15 protein-coding genes, 5 tRNA genes and 1 pseudogene are annotated in these 15,446 nt (G+C 60.8%); 15 read left to right on the forward strand and 6 right to left on the reverse strand.

The features are described from left to right. The first annotated feature begins 57 nt into the window (after window positions 1–57). On the forward strand, window positions 58–171 hold the full coding sequence (locus tag DTF_RS27505; protein ID WP_255342781.1) for a putative nucleotidyltransferase substrate binding domain-containing protein: 114 nt from the start codon (window positions 58–60) through the stop codon (window positions 169–171). A gap of 139 nt (window positions 172–310) precedes the next feature. Here the strand turns inward: DTF_RS27505 and DTF_RS0120695 are convergent. Beyond that, window positions 311–406: transfer RNA gene (locus tag DTF_RS0120695), tRNA-Sec, on the reverse strand. 137 nt (window positions 407–543) lie between these two features. Continuing rightward, window positions 544–1,125, reverse strand: a complete 582-nt coding sequence (gene yedF / locus DTF_RS0120700) for a sulfurtransferase-like selenium metabolism protein YedF (protein WP_027716871.1) — start codon at window positions 1,123–1,125, stop codon at window positions 544–546. 211 nt (window positions 1,126–1,336) lie between these two features. Between yedF and DTF_RS0120705 the strand changes: the two genes are divergently transcribed. Then, window positions 1,337–1,555: a tol-pal system YbgF family protein gene (locus DTF_RS0120705; RefSeq protein ID WP_027716872.1), complete on the forward strand. Its 219-nt coding sequence runs from the start codon at window positions 1,337–1,339 to the stop codon at window positions 1,553–1,555. A gap of 6 nt (window positions 1,556–1,561) precedes the next feature. On the opposite strand, the gene rlmD is transcribed toward DTF_RS0120705, so the two are convergent. Beyond that, window positions 1,562–2,992 (reverse strand): 23S rRNA (uracil(1939)-C(5))-methyltransferase RlmD, encoded by a 1,431-nt coding sequence (rlmD, locus tag DTF_RS24895; RefSeq protein WP_051361528.1) that lies wholly within the window; start codon window positions 2,990–2,992, stop codon window positions 1,562–1,564. Between the two features lie 232 nt (window positions 2,993–3,224). Here rlmD and ispG point away from each other — a divergent pair, with 232 nt between their 5' ends. The 4 genes and pseudogenes from ispG to DTF_RS24905 all read left to right on the forward strand — a co-directional run bounded on the left by ispG (window position 3,225) and on the right by DTF_RS24905 (window position 6,257). Next, the gene (gene ispG / locus DTF_RS0120715; protein WP_027716873.1) at window positions 3,225–4,289 is read left to right on the forward strand and encodes a flavodoxin-dependent (E)-4-hydroxy-3-methylbut-2-enyl-diphosphate synthase; all 1,065 of its coding nucleotides are present in this window, start codon (window positions 3,225–3,227) and stop codon (window positions 4,287–4,289) included. Beyond that, window positions 4,286–5,272 carry an SHOCT domain-containing protein gene (locus DTF_RS25880; RefSeq protein WP_027716874.1) on the forward strand — a complete coding sequence of 329 codons (987 nt, stop codon included), beginning with the start codon at window positions 4,286–4,288 and terminating at the stop codon, window positions 5,270–5,272. Before ispG ends, DTF_RS25880 begins: the two co-directional genes overlap by 4 nt. Before the next feature lie 57 nt (window positions 5,273–5,329). Further along, window positions 5,330–5,799 (forward strand): annotated as a pseudogene (locus DTF_RS26340) (flavodoxin-dependent (E)-4-hydroxy-3-methylbut-2-enyl-diphosphate synthase); the annotation flags it as partial. Beyond that, complete coding sequence (locus DTF_RS24905; protein ID WP_051361529.1) at window positions 5,796–6,257, forward strand: ATP-binding protein; 462 nt, start codon at window positions 5,796–5,798, stop codon at window positions 6,255–6,257. The pseudogene DTF_RS26340 and the gene DTF_RS24905, both read left to right, overlap by 4 nt. A gap of 92 nt (window positions 6,258–6,349) precedes the next feature. Here DTF_RS24905 and DTF_RS26770 read toward each other — a convergent pair whose 3' ends face one another. From DTF_RS26770 to DTF_RS0120745, 3 genes are all read right to left on the reverse strand, one after another. After that, window positions 6,350–6,490: a hypothetical protein gene (locus DTF_RS26770; RefSeq protein WP_155890894.1), complete on the reverse strand. Its 141-nt coding sequence runs from the start codon at window positions 6,488–6,490 to the stop codon at window positions 6,350–6,352. Between the two features lie 452 nt (window positions 6,491–6,942). Then, window positions 6,943–7,638, reverse strand: a complete 696-nt coding sequence (locus tag DTF_RS0120740) for a Bax inhibitor-1/YccA family protein (protein ID WP_027716876.1) — start codon at window positions 7,636–7,638, stop codon at window positions 6,943–6,945. Between the two features lie 313 nt (window positions 7,639–7,951). Next, window positions 7,952–9,442 (reverse strand): AAA family ATPase, encoded by a 1,491-nt coding sequence (locus tag DTF_RS0120745; RefSeq protein WP_027716877.1) that lies wholly within the window; start codon window positions 9,440–9,442, stop codon window positions 7,952–7,954. A 287-nt stretch (window positions 9,443–9,729) separates the two neighbouring features. On the opposite strand from DTF_RS0120745, the gene DTF_RS0120750 reads away from it, so the two are divergent. The 9 genes from DTF_RS0120750 to DTF_RS0120790 all read left to right on the forward strand — a co-directional run bounded on the left by DTF_RS0120750 (window position 9,730) and on the right by DTF_RS0120790 (window position 15,445). Beyond that, on the forward strand, window positions 9,730–11,445 hold the full coding sequence (locus DTF_RS0120750; protein ID WP_027716878.1) for a proline--tRNA ligase: 1,716 nt from the start codon (window positions 9,730–9,732) through the stop codon (window positions 11,443–11,445). Between the two features lie 37 nt (window positions 11,446–11,482). Further along, window positions 11,483–12,709, forward strand: a complete 1,227-nt coding sequence (locus DTF_RS0120755; protein ID WP_027716879.1) for a DUF4388 domain-containing protein — start codon at window positions 11,483–11,485, stop codon at window positions 12,707–12,709. Window positions 12,710–12,711: 2 nt separating this feature from the next. Next, window positions 12,712–13,446, forward strand: coding sequence for an orotidine-5'-phosphate decarboxylase (gene pyrF, locus DTF_RS0120760; protein ID WP_027716880.1), 735 nt, complete (start codon window positions 12,712–12,714; stop codon window positions 13,444–13,446). 3 nt (window positions 13,447–13,449) lie between these two features. Beyond that, entirely contained in the window at window positions 13,450–14,190 is a 741-nt protein-coding gene (rlmB, locus tag DTF_RS0120765; protein WP_035058433.1) for a 23S rRNA (guanosine(2251)-2'-O)-methyltransferase RlmB, read from the forward strand. A gap of 44 nt (window positions 14,191–14,234) precedes the next feature. Next, complete coding sequence (locus tag DTF_RS0120770; protein WP_155890895.1) at window positions 14,235–14,744, forward strand: hypothetical protein; 510 nt, start codon at window positions 14,235–14,237, stop codon at window positions 14,742–14,744. Window positions 14,745–14,926: 182 nt separating this feature from the next. Next, a tRNA-Thr gene (locus tag DTF_RS0120775) sits at window positions 14,927–15,002 on the forward strand. A 46-nt stretch (window positions 15,003–15,048) separates the two neighbouring features. After that, window positions 15,049–15,133, forward strand: a tRNA-Tyr gene (locus DTF_RS0120780). 121 nt (window positions 15,134–15,254) lie between these two features. After that, window positions 15,255–15,331, forward strand: a tRNA-Gly gene (locus tag DTF_RS0120785). Between the two features lie 38 nt (window positions 15,332–15,369). After that, window positions 15,370–15,445, forward strand: a tRNA-Thr gene (locus tag DTF_RS0120790). The last annotated feature ends 1 nt before the right edge of the window (window position 15,446 follow it).

Below are 15,446 nucleotides of genomic sequence, written 5' to 3' on the forward strand. Positions count from 1 at the left end.
CTGAGGCTGCGCCATGAAATCTCCCTCACTTCCCAGGGTAAGGAACCTTCCCATTACATCGACCCCCATTCCCTCTCCAAAAACGAGCAGGATCTTCTCAGGGAATCCTTCCGTGTAGCCGCCAAGCTTCAGGATTCAACAAAGAGGCATTTCGGCTCGGGACTTCTGTAGGCATCACCACTCGGAGAACAAGTTTCCTGGTGACAGAGAACGAAAAGGCCAACCTCTGCGGACGGTGAAATCCACAAGAGCTCGGCCTTTGTCGCCAATTATGGAAGAATTTTGGTGTTTTTCAGAAGGTAAAGCAGATTGGCGGGAGTAGATGGGAATCGAACCCACCGGGGACGGGATACGCCCCCCACCGGTTTTGAAGACCGGGCGCGCCACCAGGCTACGATCTACTCCCATATATAAGATGCCGTTGACTGCCGATGCGATTTCGGTTGCATGGCAAGGCGGTGAGGAGGAGGCGCCGCAGGCGTACGTATGAAGTACGTCGAGGCGCATCCGACGAGCCAATGCGGCCGAAGGTGCATCGGCTTTTCAGGGCCGGATGGTCCGCCCGGCCTTCTGCAGCGTCTCGGCGATGTCGAGCATGTTGGTCGTTCTTCCCGCCGCCAGCTTATCCTTCAGGTGAAAATAATCGAGGCACAATCCGCAGGAAGCGATGTCCGACCCCATGCAGGCGAGCTTTTCGAGGGCTTCCAACGCCTCGGAGCCTTCGCACGTCAGCTTCACCCCGGCGTTGACGAAAAGAAGCACGTCGGGCGCCGTCTCCAGCTCGGTCAGGGTGAACAGGAAGTTTTTCATGAGCAGGCGACCGAGTTCGTCGCTGCCGTTTCCCATGGCGTCGGAAGAAATGAACGCCACCGTTTTCCCCTGCACGGCCGGGCCCGTCGTTTCGACAGGCTGCTCACTGGGGATAAGCACCAGGGCGAATCCGCCTTCGGTGTCCTCCACCCGGACCTTGTAGCCCTTGCCGGCGGCCAGCCGGGATACGTTCTCCCGGGCCGTCTCGTCTCCGACCAGGACGGTCAATTCGGCGTCCGGCTCGGCCAGCAGGAGCTTGCGGGTTTCAACGACGGGATGGGGGCACCTGTGGGCGCGGCAATCGAGGGTATTCATGGGGTCTCTTATTCCGTGGTTTTATTTTGGTAAGTTCGGGATACTATAAAGGGTCGGAGGGTGTTTTGCAAGAGCGTCGAGGGTCACCAGGGCACAGGGATGAACATCTTGCTCACGCCAACGGCGCAGCTTTATAGCAGCCGACTTTGCTTGGCATTCGTGGCGTCGCAGCGTGCGAATGCTTTTCTGCTTTTGACCTTCGGAGGAAAACATGCGGAAATTACTGGTGCTCCTTTGCCTCTCCCTCGCCCTGGCAGGCTGCAGCGACCGGGCGGAGGAACTGTACGAGACCGCCGGTTTCGAGGAACAGCAGTTCAACCGGGAACATGCCGGAAAGCTCTATCGGGAAATCATCGAGAAATACCCCGATTCGCCCTACGCTGACCGGGCGAAGGAGCGCCTGGCGGAGCTGGAAGGGAAGGGCGGCTAGGCTAGACTAGACCTTCTTCACGCTCCTCCCCTTCGTCTTTTCGCGGGGAGCCGGCACGAGGCGGGCCACTGATTCCACGTGGGGCGTCTGGGGGAACATGTCGACCGGCTGGACCTCTTCGGTGCGGTAACCGAGGGCGGCGAGGATGTCCAGATCCCGGGCCAGGGTTTCCGGGTTGCAGGAGACGTAGAGGAGGGTGCGCGGCCTAAGCTCCGTCAGGGACTCCAGCACCTCGCGATCGCACCCGCTGCGGGGAGGATTGACGACCGCCACGCTTCCCGGCGGAACTTCCATGGCCAGATCGTGGACCAGTTCGGCGGCGTCCCCGGCCACAAAGGTGCATCCTCTGCTGTTATTCAGTCGGGCGTTTTCCCGGGCATTGTGCACTGCCTCCTCCACCACCTCGATGCCGATGACGCGGCCCCCGTCCCGGGCCAGATGCAGGGCGATGCCGCCGATGCCGCAGTAGAGATCGACGGCCCAATCCCCGGCGGAGAGAGCGGCCCACTGCCGCGCCAGGGCGTAGATGCGGGCGGCCTGTTCGTTGTTCACTTGGAAGAAGGAGGTGGGGGAGATGCGCAGGCGGATTTCCCCCACCTGATCGATCAGGTCGGGGGCGCCGAGGACCAGCGAGGTGTCCCGGCCGAGGATGACGTTCCCCTCCGAGGCGTTGACGTTCTGCTGAACCGATACCACCTCGGGGACCTTCTTTTTCAGCCACTTCGCCAGATGGGTGACCTCGCGGAAGTTTCGCTCGGCGGTGACGAAAGTCACCATGGCCTTGTTCAGAGAAGGGCTGACCTTGACCAGCAGGTAGCGCATCAGACCCCGGCGGGTCAGCGGGTTGTAGACATAGATGTCCTGGCGCTCCATCTCCTCCTTCACCACGGCCACGATGCGGTTGATCAGCGGGTGATGAAGAGGGCAGTCGCCGATGTCGACGACGTCGTGGGTCCCGCGCCGGTACAGGCCGATCTTCACCCGCCCCCGCTCCTTGTCCATGACCAGCTTGGCGTTGGTGCGGTAGCCGAAGGGGTTGGGAGCTTCCCAGACCGGATGGGCCGGGACCTTCTTCAGGGAATCGTAGCGGTCGAGGGCGTGGCGGACCTTGTCCTTCTTGAAGTAAATCTGGGCCCGATAGTTCATGGCGATCAGCGAGCATCCCTGGCAGCTTGCGGCCTGTTTGCAGGGAGAGGCGACGCGCTGGGGGCTGGCCGCCAGGACCTTGCGAAGCCGGCCGATCGCCCGGCGCTGCCCTTCGTGCTCAAGGGTGACCGCGACTTTCTCCCCCTTGAGAGCGCCGGCCACCAGCAGTTCTTTCCCCTGGTGATGGGCGACGCCTATGCCGTCGTCGTTGAGCCGTTCGATCTCGGCCTCGACGGTCGGAGGGAATGGGCGTTTTGATGCTTTGCGCGGTTTTTCAGGTCCTTTTGCCATAACTGGTAAATGCCTCCGGCGGTGCGTGTTTTTCGGATGTGGCACATTACCCCCTCACCGGCGTGATTGTCAATCATCCGTCGTCCTTGACGAATCAGGTATTCCGCCGGTAAACTCCCTCTGTTCCTCGTGAGGCGTGAGGAGTAAGGTGTGAGGAGTAAAATCCACTTCCGGAGCAAGTGCGAGTTGCCTGTGCTCCTCACGCCTCACGAATTCAAATGGAGCTCTATAAATGCCACGCACCACCCGCCAGATCAACGTAGGAGGCGTCGCCGTAGGCGGCGGCGCGCCGATATCCGTGCAGTCGATGTGCAACACCGATACCCGGGACGTCGCCTCCACCCTGGAGCAGATCGGCCGCCTTGAAGAGGCCGGTTGCGAGATCGTGCGCTGCGCGGTTCCCGACATCGAGGCCGCTGAAGCCCTCCGGACGATTGTTTCCGGCTGTCGCCTGCCGGTGATCGCCGACATCCATTTCGACTACCGGCTTGCCCTCACATCTCTCGAATCGGGGGTGGCCGGTCTGCGCCTCAATCCCGGCAACATCGGCGAGCGCTGGAAGGTCGAAGAGGTGGTCAGGGTCTGCGCCGAAAGGAGCGTGCCGATCCGCATTGGAGTCAACGGCGGCTCGCTGGAGAAGGAGTTGCTCGTAAAATACGGCCACCCGACCCCCGAGGCGATGGTCGAGAGCGCATTGGGGCACATCCGCATCCTGGAGGATCTCGGTTATCGGGAGATCAAGGTCAGCCTCAAAGCCTCGGACATCCGCCGCACCGTCGAGGCCTACCGGCTGCTCGCCCGGCAGGTCGACTATCCTCTGCACATCGGCATCACCGAGGCGGGGACGACCTGGAGCGGAACCATCAAGAGCGCCATCGGCCTCGGGGTGCTCCTGTACGAGGGGCTCGGCGATACCTTGCGCGTGTCGCTGACCGGCGATCCGGTCGATGAAGTGCGGGTCGGCTGGGAGATCCTCAAGAGCCTGGAGCTGCGCGAGCGCGGCCCCGTCTTCGTTTCCTGTCCCACCTGCGGCCGCTGCCAGATCGACCTGATCGGTGTCGCCGAAGAGGTCGAAGCGCGCCTGAAAGGCCTGCCGAAGAAGATAACCGTCGCGGTGATGGGATGCGTGGTCAACGGCCCCGGCGAGGCCCGGGAGGCCGATGTCGGGATTGCCGGCGGCAAAGGGCAGGGACTGCTCTTCCGCAAGGGGGAGGTGGTGCGCAAGGTGCCGCAGGCCGAGCTGGCCGACGCCCTGGTGGAGGAGGCCTGGAAGCTGGCGGAAGAGGAGGGGGAATGAGTGGGAAAACGCTCCGGCTCGCCCTCGACAGACGCCTCGACGAGGTGCGGCCGGTGCGCAAGGCCGTCCACCGGATGGGCGCCGACGTTTACAAAGGACACCTCAAAATGAAACGAATCGCTTTGCTGTTGCTGGTAACCGCCGTCTTTGCCTCCGCATGTACGAGTACCAAGTGGGTTCGAACAACCGTCGCCGGGCAGCATGGCTTCAACGTCGCCCTGGAACATTATCAGGAAAAAGGTTCGGTCGTTCCTCAGCTTTACGATCATCCCTACGAGATGGAGACTTTCCGTCTCAAAAGGCTGATGGGAGATTTGAATTACGTCGAGAAAGGCGAATCGGACAAGCCGGGACCCGTGTTTCAGGCGGCTGAAATCGAGCGGCTGGCCCCCGTCCTGGCGGAGACGCTGGCAAAAGTCGACGCCGATCAGCGAATCCGGTTCACTTCCTTTAACCAGGGCAAGGCCTGGATATTTTCCTACCCCCGAAAAACGGAAGGCGTCCTTTTCGTCGAGCCCTCCGGACAACTGAACATCGCATTCAATCTCATCAATTCCAGGCTCCAGACGAGCGAGACCAACGCCATCGACCCGATCTATTCCAGCGCCGACCCCCTGAAGATAAAGGAATCGGACACCTCCCTGTCTTCACTTCCTGCCTATGCGGCGCTTCATAAGTTCGAAGCCGGCGGGCAAGCCCCCATGTGGGTCGTGGCGGATCTTGAAAGGCTGAAGGAATCGGTCGGCACTGCCGCCCCTCCCGTCATCGAGACCAAGGAAAAAGCCGCCCCGGCGCCTGTGCCGAAGGCTGAGACAAAAGAACCCCCGATTGAAAAAGCGGCTCCGGTTCAGGTACCGGCAGGTATCGTTGAAGAAAGCATCAAAACTAAACTGCAATTTTTGAAAGAACTGCTGGACGAAGGGCTTATCTCAGAAGAGGATTACAACCTCAAAAAGAATGAACTGTTGAATAAGATCAAATGATGGCTTGTAGCACATATGGGCGGGGAGTCAGAGCGCTGGTGTGCGGGTCAGGATGGGGAATTAGGGACTGGCATCGAGTCGCAAAGAAGTCAAGATCTGCCGTTGATAATCGCAATTTCAACTGGATATGTCTGCATATTTGACAAATTGACTACGTCCCCTGGGGCGTCCCCGGTCGATGAAGTGCGGTCGGCTGGGAGATCCTCAAGAGCCTGGAGCTGCGCGAGCGCGGCCCCGTCTTCGTTTCCTGTCCCACCTGCGGCCGCTGCCGGATCGACCTGATCGGTGTCGCCGAAGAGGTCGAAGCGCGCCTGAAAGGCCTGCCGAAGAAGATCACCGTCGCGGTGATGGAATGTGTGGTCAATGGCCCCGGCGAGGCCCGGGAGGCCGATGTCGGGATCGCCGGTGGCAAAGGGCAGGGGCTGCTCTGCCGCAAGGGGGAGGTGGTGCGCAAGGTGCCGCAGGCCAAGCTGGCAGACGCACTGGTGGAGGAGGCGTGGAAGCTGGCGGAAGAGGAGAGGGAATGAGCCGGAAAACGCTCCGGCTCGCCATCGACAGCCGACTCGATGAGGTGCGGCGGGTGCGCAAGGCTGTCTCCCGGATGGCCGACGACGCTCCCTTCACCACCGAGGAGTGGCAACAGGTCAAGACCTGCTTCGACGAGGCGCTAAACAACGCCATCATCCATGCCTACGATAGTGAGCCGGGACACGAGGTGGAAGTGGAGGCACGGCTCGAGCAGGACCGCGTGGTCTGCATAATTGCCGACCGCGGCCGTCCGGCTCCGGAGGAGGCGCGTCGAAAGCCGCGGCTCGATGTTTCAGCGGAGGAGGTAGAAGATCTGCCCGAAGGGGGAATGGGCCTCTATATCATGTGTGAGGTCATGGACCGGATCGGATACGAATCGAAGGGTGGCCGCAACGTGTTGACAATGATCAAGTTCGCCAGTCAACAGAACGTCGCCTCTTGCAAGGAGAAAAACTAAAGGGGCGGCCGCAGCCGCGGCGCGGAATGAAAAAGGCCCCCCCACAGTGGGGAGGGCTGGTCATTTCGGTGTGGTTGAGTGGGAGAAGGCTGTCAGTAGAGCCTCAGCTCCTCCCCGTCTTTCCAGATGACGGCAAAGGGGGCTGCTTCTGAGCCCTCTTCAGCTGTGGCGCTTGACTGCAGATCAGCCGATTCGGTTTTCTGCGGGGGTCGAAACTCTTCCGGAACATTCATGGCTGCACCTCCTGAAAGACCCTGTCGGGTGAGGACAATTTCATGATTCCGTATATTTATAACCGCTGCCGGCAGAATGTCAAATGGAGGATTATCCTCCGGTTCCCCGCCAGCCTGTCTTGCTGGCCGGCATTGCCCTTTTGAAGGCCCACCCCTCGATCTTCTTGATCTGGTCACCCAGTTCAGGGGACGTCCTTGTGCAGTTCCAGTTCAGGGGACGTCCTTGAAATTTATAAATTTACGCCCAGCGCTGCCTGCAAATCCGTCTCATTCCGAAGAATCTGCTCCCCTCTTCGGGCGGCGTTGAACACAAGGGGTCTGAACACAAGGGGTCGCGTCTCCAAAAATCAAATTTGTTATTTGGAGACGCGACCCCTTTATGAGTGAGCGCTCGACCCCTTTATGAGCGCCCTCACGCGAAGCCGCGAAGACCGCGAAGAATCGCCGGCCTCTCACCGCCGATTCCCGAACAGGCGCAGCAGCATGAGAAAGAGGTTGATGAAGTCGAGATAGAGGGTGAGCGCGCCGAGGATCGCCGGCTTGCGGCCCTGCGCCCCGGCGGCCGCCATCGCCTTGATCTTCCAGGTGTCGTAGGCGGTGAGGCCGGTGAAGACGATCACGCCGATGGCCGAGATCACCCAGGAGGCGGCGCTGCTCTCGACGAAGATATTGACCACCGAGGCGATGACGATGCCGATAAGCCCCATGAAGAGGAAGCTCCCCCAGTTGGTCAGGTCGCGCCGGGTGGTGTAGCCGTAGATGCTCATGGCACCGAAGGTGGCGGCGGTGACGACGAAGGTCGAGGCGATCGACTCGGCGGTGTAGACGACGAAGATGACGGAGAAGGTGATGCCGTTCAGGGCTGCGTAGAGCAGGAAGAGGGCGGTCGCCGTCGCGGCGCTCAGGCGGTTGATTGCCGCCGAGACGGCGATGACCAGACCGAGTTCCCCGAGGATCAAACCGTAAAAGACGAGGCGGTTGCCGAAGACCAGTTCGAGCAGGGCCGGGGAGGAGAGCGTGACGACGGACATCGCCGCCGTCAGTAGCAGCCCCAGCCCCATCCAGGCGTAGACCTGCCGCAGGAGGGTGTTCTGGGCAATAATGACCTGTTCGGCACTGCGAGGATAGCTCGTTTCAAACGGTTCCATGCGGGATGTTCCTTTCGTTTTTGAGTAAATAATCTTGCCGGCCCGGGCGGCTGCCGGGTTAATCTTCCGGTGGCGGCGGTGGCGGGCATCTAACCCACGCCGGATTCGAGACACCCCGTCTGGATAATCCCAAATCTCCCCTCTGTCAATCTTTTTAACCAGTTGCTCACGCGAAGCCGCGAAGGCCGCGAAGAAATTCCAGGTTCGATGGCCGGAGGGACATCCGCCAATCCGGTGGAGGGTTGTACTTCCGTCCTCTGTCCTCCCGCCTTCGCAAAGGCTACGGCGGACAAGCCGTCTTCGGCCCTCCAGCCTACTTCTCCGCCCGTCGGCTCGCCGGCACCGCCCGCTTGAACGCCCAGGCCTCGATCTTCTTGATCTGGTCGGCCATGGTCACCGACAGCGGCACGGTGCGGCTGATCGTTTCCATGATGTCCTGCTGGATCATGGGGCGATCCAGCGAAAGGGCCTCGAAGACGGCGCTGTCGACGGTCTGCTCGATCTCCGCGCCGGAAAAACCCTTGGCCGAATGGGCCAGCATCTCGATCCTGAAAGCTGACAGGTCGAGCTCCTTCTTCTTCAGGTGGATGCGGAAAATCTCCTCCCGTTCGCCTAAGCCGGGGAGAGCGGCGTAAAAGACCTCGTCGAAGCGCCCCTTGCGCAGGATCTCGGCGGGAAGCATCTCGATGGCGTTTGCCGTGGCGGCGACGAAGACGGGCTGCCGCTTCTCCTGCATCCAGGTGAGGAAGTAGCCGAGGACCCGGGAGGCCGGACCTCCCTCCGCCTTGAATCCCTGAGTGGAAATACCCGCCTCTATCTCGTCGATCCACAGCACGCAGGGAGCGAGCGCCTCGGCGGTCTTGCAGGCCTTGCGCAAGCTGCTCTCGGGAGAGCCGAAGGTTCCCTCGTAGACCGTCGCCATGTCGAGGCGCACCAGCGGCAGACGCCAGCGCCCGGCGATGGCCTTGACGAACAGGCTTTTGCCGCAGCCGCTGATCCCCATGATCAGCACCCCTTTGGGGAGATTGTACCCTGCGGATAGGGCTCCGGCGCCGAAAGCCTTCTCCCTCTTTTCCATCCACTCCTTGAGGTTTTCCATCCCCCCGACCTGGTCGGGCTGAATGGTATTCTCCACGAATTCCATGATGCCGCTTTTGCTCAGGATCTGCTTCTTGTTCTGATAGAGAGCGGTCACCACCTCCCTGAGGCCCGCTCCCTTTTCCAGTCGAGCCCGCCTCAGGGCACGGTCGACATCGACCAGGTCCAGCCCTTGGGCTGCGAGGGTCAGGTGGGAGAGGGCTTCGTCCTCGGCCAGGATCTTTTTCAGGAAAGGGTCTTTCTCCCGATTCGCCTCGAGAAAAGCGAGGATCTCCAGGCGGTCGGGAAGACCGTGGTCTAGAAGGAGGAAATCTTCCCGAAGGGCCGGGGGAATGTTCGGTTCGGTGCCGAGAAAGACGAGGCTCTTTCCCTGGGGCCGGCGAAGGGCGGCGAAATCCTTCAATGCGCGCTGGATATAGGGATTTTCGTTCCAGAACCAGTGCATGTCCTTGAAAATGAAGATGCCGGGACCTTCCCGATCGATGGCCCAGCGAACTCCGCTCAGGGGATCGACGGTCCCCTCCTGGCCGGCGAAACCGGTCGCGCAGTTCCATTCCAGGGGACCGGGCATCCCTTTGATTCCTTGCAGAACGGCCCGGGTTAGCAGGGATTCGGTGCGCCCTTCGTTGTCTGTGGTAATGAAAATGAGCGGGGTTCCCGCGGCCACCAGGCGGCTGAAGCCGGAAAGGTTCAAATCCTCTTGCATGGGTTCTCCTTGGAGGGAAAAACGGACGCGTCGTCCGGTCTGGTTTCGATGGCAAATCATTAAATCAATCCCTTCTGCAAAAGTCCATGAAAGAATAGTTGTTTTCACCGTCCGGCATCCCGCCCGATCCCCTCATTGCACTTGCATTCGGGGCCGAAATACGCTAGTTTCTGTCCGGAAACGCGCTTGTTCCCTCCGAAGTTTCAGGACGGAACAACGCTGGTTTTCAACGTTTTTCCGTCCCGGCCACCGGCCGATTTCATCCGCTCCTGCCGAGGTTTGATCCCATGCGCTATTCCCAGTATCTTCTCAATACCCTGAAGGAAACCCCCGCCGATGCGGAGGTGATCAGTCATCAGCTCATGCTTCGGACCGGCATGATCCGCAAGGTTGCGGCCGGAATCTACAGTTATCTGCCCATGGGGCTTCGCTCCATCCGCAAGGTGGAGCGGATCATCCGCGAGGAGATGGACCGCGCCGGCGCCATCGAACTGCTCATGCCGATGGTGATCCCCGCCGAGCTATGGCAGGAGTCGGGGCGCTGGGAGCAGTACGGGAAGGAACTGCTGCGTTTCAAGGACCGCAAGGAAACCGAGTTCTGCCTCGGACCTACCCACGAGGAGGTCATTACGGACATCGTGCGCCGGGAGGTGAAATCGTACCGTCAGCTTCCCCTGAATCTCTACCAGATCCAGGGCAAGTTCCGGGACGAGATCCGCCCCCGCTTCGGCCTGATGCGCGGCCGCGAGTTCATCATGAAGGATGCCTATTCCTTCGACCTCGACGAGGCCGGGGCGGACGTCGCCTACGAAAAGATGTTCCAGGCCTACCGGCGCATCTTCGAACGCTGCGGCCTGAGGTTCCGCGCGGTGGAGGCCGACACCGGCGCCATCGGCGGGACCTCCTCCCATGAATTCATGGTCCTGGCCGCCTCGGGGGAGGACGCCATTGTTTCCTGCGACAGCTGCCAGTATGCCGCCAACGTGGAAAAGGCCGAGCTGCGCCACTCCGGGCAGACGGCTCCTCCCCCTGCCGAAGAGCGGAAAAAGGTTCTGACCCCGGCCCGCAAGAGCGTGGAGGAAGTGGCCCTTTTTCTCGGGACGGTTCCCGAGAGCCTGGTGAAGACGCTGATCGTTCAGACCGACGAGGGCGAAACGGTGGCGGTGCTGCTGCGCGGCGACCGGGAACTCAACGACATCAAGCTGTGCCGGCTGCTCGGGTGCAACGAAGTGGAACTGGCCCCCGAAGAGGTGGTTGCAGCGGTAACGGGGGCCCCGAGCGGTTTTGCCGGGCCGGTGGGGCTGAAGCTGCGCATCCTGGCCGATTTCGAGGTGCGGGGAATGGCCGATTTCATTACCGGCGCCAACGAAAAGGATGCCCATTTTGCCGGGGTGAATACGGATCGCGACTTTACCGTCGAGTCCTTCGCCGACCTGCGCCAGGCCGTCGCCGGCGACCTCTGCCCCCGCTGCAGCGAGGGGCGCCTGGAGAGCTGGCGGGGGATTGAGGTGGGCCACGTCTTCAAGCTGGGGACCAAGTACTCCGACGCTCTTTCCGCCACTGTTCTGGATGATCAGGGGAAGGAGCGCACCCTGTTCATGGGCTGCTACGGCATCGGCGTCGGACGCACGGTGGCCGCGGCCATCGAGCAGAACCACGACGAGCAGGGGATCATCTTCCCCATGCCCATCGCTCCCTTTCAGGTACTGGTGACGATGCTCAATCCCAATGATGCGGAAGTAAAGGATGCCGCCGAGAAACTGTACGGGGAGTTGCAGGACGCCGGAGTGGAAGTCCTCCTCGACGACCGGGACGAGCGCCCCGGCAGCAAGTTCAAGGATGCCGACCTGCTCGGGATCCCTCTGCGGGTCACGGTCGGCGCCCGGGGGCTCAAAGAGGGCGCCCTGGAACTGCAGGAGCGGCAAGGAGGCGAAAGGACCATGCTCCCCGTGGCCGAAGCCGCAGGACTGCTGACTGACCGCGTCCGGCTGGCTCTTGCCTGAGGCTCCGATTTTGCAATCATCCTCCTGAGTGAAGGCCATGAAAATGATCTCTGTCGACAGCCGCAGCTGCATCGGACCTCTGCCGCCTGCCGCCGCCCGGGATCTCGGCTCGCAGACGCTTGCGGCTGTTTCCCATTCCGACCGTCACCTTCTGCTGACCACCATCGTCCCGGGTGAGGAGGTGAACATGGCGGGGCTGCTGGGGGACCTCGGCGTCGCCGACCTTCTTTCGTTTTTCAACATGTTCCGCAAGACCGGCATTCTCCGCTTTACTCTGGAGGGCGGCGGCAAGGATCTCTATTTTCAGCAGGGGGAAGTGGTTTTCGCCACCAGCTCCTTTGCCGAAGAAGATCTCGGTGAAATCGTCTACGGGCTGGGGAAGGTGGACCGAAACACCCTGCAGAAGGCCCGCCAGTTCGTCAATGCCCGCAATCCCCTCGGTAAGGTCCTGGTCGAGAAGGGTTTCGTGAATTCAAAGGATCTCTGGCAGGCCATCCGCGGCCAGGTGGAAACGATCGTGTACCACCTCTTCACCTTTCACCAGGGAGGCTACGCCTTTATCGTCAAGGCTCTGGAGGACGAAGAGATCGTCCGACTTTCGATGAGCACGCAGAACCTCATCATGGAGGGGCTGCGCCGGGTGGACGAGCGAGCCCTCTTCATGCGCCGCATCGGCTCCCTCGATGCCGTACCGGTTCCGGCAAGCCAGGAGTCCGAAGGGCTGACCGGCACCCAGAAGCGCCTGATGCAGCTCGTCGAGGCGGAGGTGGGCGATGTCAGGGAAGTTCTGCGCCGCAGCGGAGTGGGCGAGTTCGACGCACTGCGTCTTCTCTATCAACTGGTGGAAAAGGGGGCCGTGCGCATCGAGGAGGCACCACCCCTGGTCGTCGATGGTGAACTCGGAGAGATACTGACCATCTATAACGGAGCGCTGACGGCCCTCTACAGGGCGGTTGCCGCCAAAAACCCCGATTTTGACCAGGAAATCCGGCTTTTCCTCCGAGATCTTCCTCAGCCTTTCTCCTATGTCTTCAGGGAGGCGTCCATCGAGGAAGATGGTTCCATCGTGGGAGGAAAGATTCTGGCCAATCTGGCCGGACTCGAAGAAGGGGACAAGAAGAAACTATTGGCGGACGCCCTCAGTGAACTGATCTACATGGAATGTATTGTCGCCCGGCAGGAATTGGGAACCGCGGCATCGGCGGAACTGATCCGGCGGGTCCAGAAGATTTCAAGCCGGGTGAAAGACCTGGTTGGGAGGTAGGAATGAAAAACGCAGCCCGCAGCCGACTCATCTTTGCCCTTGATGTGGACCGTTTCGAAGAAGCGGAAAATTGGGTGAAGCAGCTTCGCGGAAAGGTCGAGGTATTCAAGGTCGGCAAACAGCTCTTCACCCGCTGCGGACCCGACGTGGTCCGCATGATCCGCCGCGAAGGTGGAGAGGTGTTCCTCGATCTCAAATATCACGACATACCCAATACCGTCGCCAAGGCTGGGGTGGAAGCCTGCAGGCTGGGCGTAAGGATGTTTAATGTACATGCCCTGGGAGGTCGGGAAATGATGGCCAGGACGGTGACGGAGGTCGATGCCCTCTGGCCGCGGGGGAGGAAAGAGCGCCCCCTGCTGCTGGCCGTGACCATCCTGACATCCTCTACCGGTGAGACCCTTCGCGAGGTCGGCATCGAGCGTTCGGTGGAGGAGATGGTCCCCCGACTGGCCCGGCTCGCCCGGGACGCCGGGATGGACGGGGTAGTGGCTTCGCCCCGCGAGGTCGGCCTGATTCGTGAAGCCTGCGGCCGCGACTTCGTCATCGTCACTCCGGGAGTGCGCCCCTCCTTTGCCGCTCTCGACGATCAGAAGAGAGTGACCACTCCCGCCGAGGCGATCGCCTCTGGCGCCGATTACCTGGTTATCGGGCGTCCTATCTCGGCTGCCGCCGATCCCGTTGCCGCCGCCGATAGGATTCTGGAGGAAATAAACGCGAGCCTGGAGGATGGTTGAACAGTGGCCGATCTGATTTATGGTATCAATGCTGTTCGGGAGGCCCTCCAGGGCCGGAGGCGAAAGCCCCTTGAACTCTTTATCCTGCTCGACGCGAAGTCGGCCCGCCTCGAGGACCTCTCGGAGGAAGCCGGCCGGGCAAGGATCCCGGTGCGCCAGCGGGAGCGGCAGGATCTTGACCGTCTCGTCGGACACCATCATCACCAGGGCGCCGTGCTCAAGGTGGAGCCCTTCGCCTATGTTTCTCTCGATGAACTGCTGGAGCGCTGGCGGACGTCGGGACGCAAGGCCTTTTTCCTCCTTCTCGATGGCATCACCGATCCCCACAATCTGGGAGCGCTGCTGCGCAGCGCGGACGCTGCCGGCTGTCACGGAGTCATCGTCCCGAAGGACCGCTCCTGCCCAGTCACCGCCGTGGTGGACAAGGCATCAGCCGGGGCGCTGGAGCACATACCCCTGGCCCAAGTGACCAACCTTGCCCGCACGATTGAAGAACTGAAGCGTGAAGGTGTGTGGGTCTACGGCCTGGCCGGGGATGCAGAGACGGAACTCCTTTACGGCGCCGATCTTTGCGGCGACCTGGCCCTGGTGGTGGGAAGCGAAGGGGAAGGTCTTCGGCCCAATGTTCGCAGGCACTGCGACGGACTGTTCGCCATCCCGATGCGCGGAGGCGTCGCGTCTCTCAATGCCTCGGTTGCAGCCGGCGTAGCTCTGTTCGAAGTGGTGCGCCAACGTGAAGTCTAGATTCGGAAGCATGGCTCCGAATGCTTTTTCCGGAGGATGGCAGAATGCTTGTGACCGCCGAAAACATTCGTGAAGTGATGACCAGGGTTCCCGCGGACCAGGCCGAAGACCTGGCCCCTGGCTGCGAAACATGGTCGATGCTCCTGCATGGCGGATCAACCCGTGGGCAAATCACCGTCTGGCCCGAAGTGGACATTGCCGCCGTCAGTTGGGGGAGGGGCTCTTTCTGGGGACGCTGGTATGCCCAGGAGCGGATCATCCTTCTTAACGAATTGATTAGAGGGCACGCCGTGGTCGTTGACGAGCATGGAGAGATGTGGGCTTATATGGAGCCTGCCGAATTCAATCGATGGATGGAAGAACGCTTTGTCCGCACCTGGGATACGGAGGGGTTGAAGCGGGCTGCCGCGGGGGACGCACCGGAAGCGCTGACCGTTTCGGTCGGGTGCTCCAGGGTGCGTATTTTTCGAGGAGAAGAGATGGCCGAAAAGCTTCTGTCCGCGATGCAGAATCCGGACGAATCGCCTCATCAGCCCAAGCCGAACCTTCAGTAGCGCACCTTTGAGGAAAGAAGGGGATGGCCGGCTTTTTCTTGTGACCGGTGGGAAAATTCGCAAAATTGGGTTGACAACGCGGAATAAATAAACTATATGTTCTGCTTCATTGCCAGGGCGCAAAGTCGGAAAATATTTTTTCTTGCAATTTACCGGCTGCTGATGTATAAATCGCCCCCTGTGCTGGCGTAGCTCAATAGGTAGAGCAGCTGACTTGTAATCAGCAGGTTGCGGGTTCAATTCCTGTCGCCAGCTCCAGTGAGCTGCCGGGCTGTACGCCCGTTGAAAATTAAACGCGTCCCCTGGAGGGGTTCCCGAGTGGCCAAAGGGAGCAGACTGTAAATCTGCCGTCGTAGACTTCGGAGGTTCGAATCCTCCCCCCTCCACCAATTGCATACTTGCCGGACAAGGTTCGAGCGGCGCAACCTCAGGAGGCCAAAGGCCAAAGGAACTGGGGCGACGGTCGAAGCCGAGGCCACAAAGCTTCAAATAGACCAGTTGACGTTTTGGGCGGGAATAGCTCAGTTGGCTAGAGCGTCAGCCTTCCAAGCTGAGGGTCGCGGGTTCGAATCCCGTTTCCCGCTCCAAAATTAAACTGAACATTCTCCGCAGGTCGACAGTGATTGCCCACATAGCTCAGTAGGTAGAGCACTTCCTTGGTAAGGAAGAGGTCACCGGTTCGAATCCGGTTGTGGGCTCCAT

Source organism: Desulfuromonas sp. TF, assembly GCF_000472285.1.
In the GTDB taxonomy this organism is placed as follows: Bacteria; Desulfobacterota; Desulfuromonadia; order Desulfuromonadales; family ATBO01; genus ATBO01.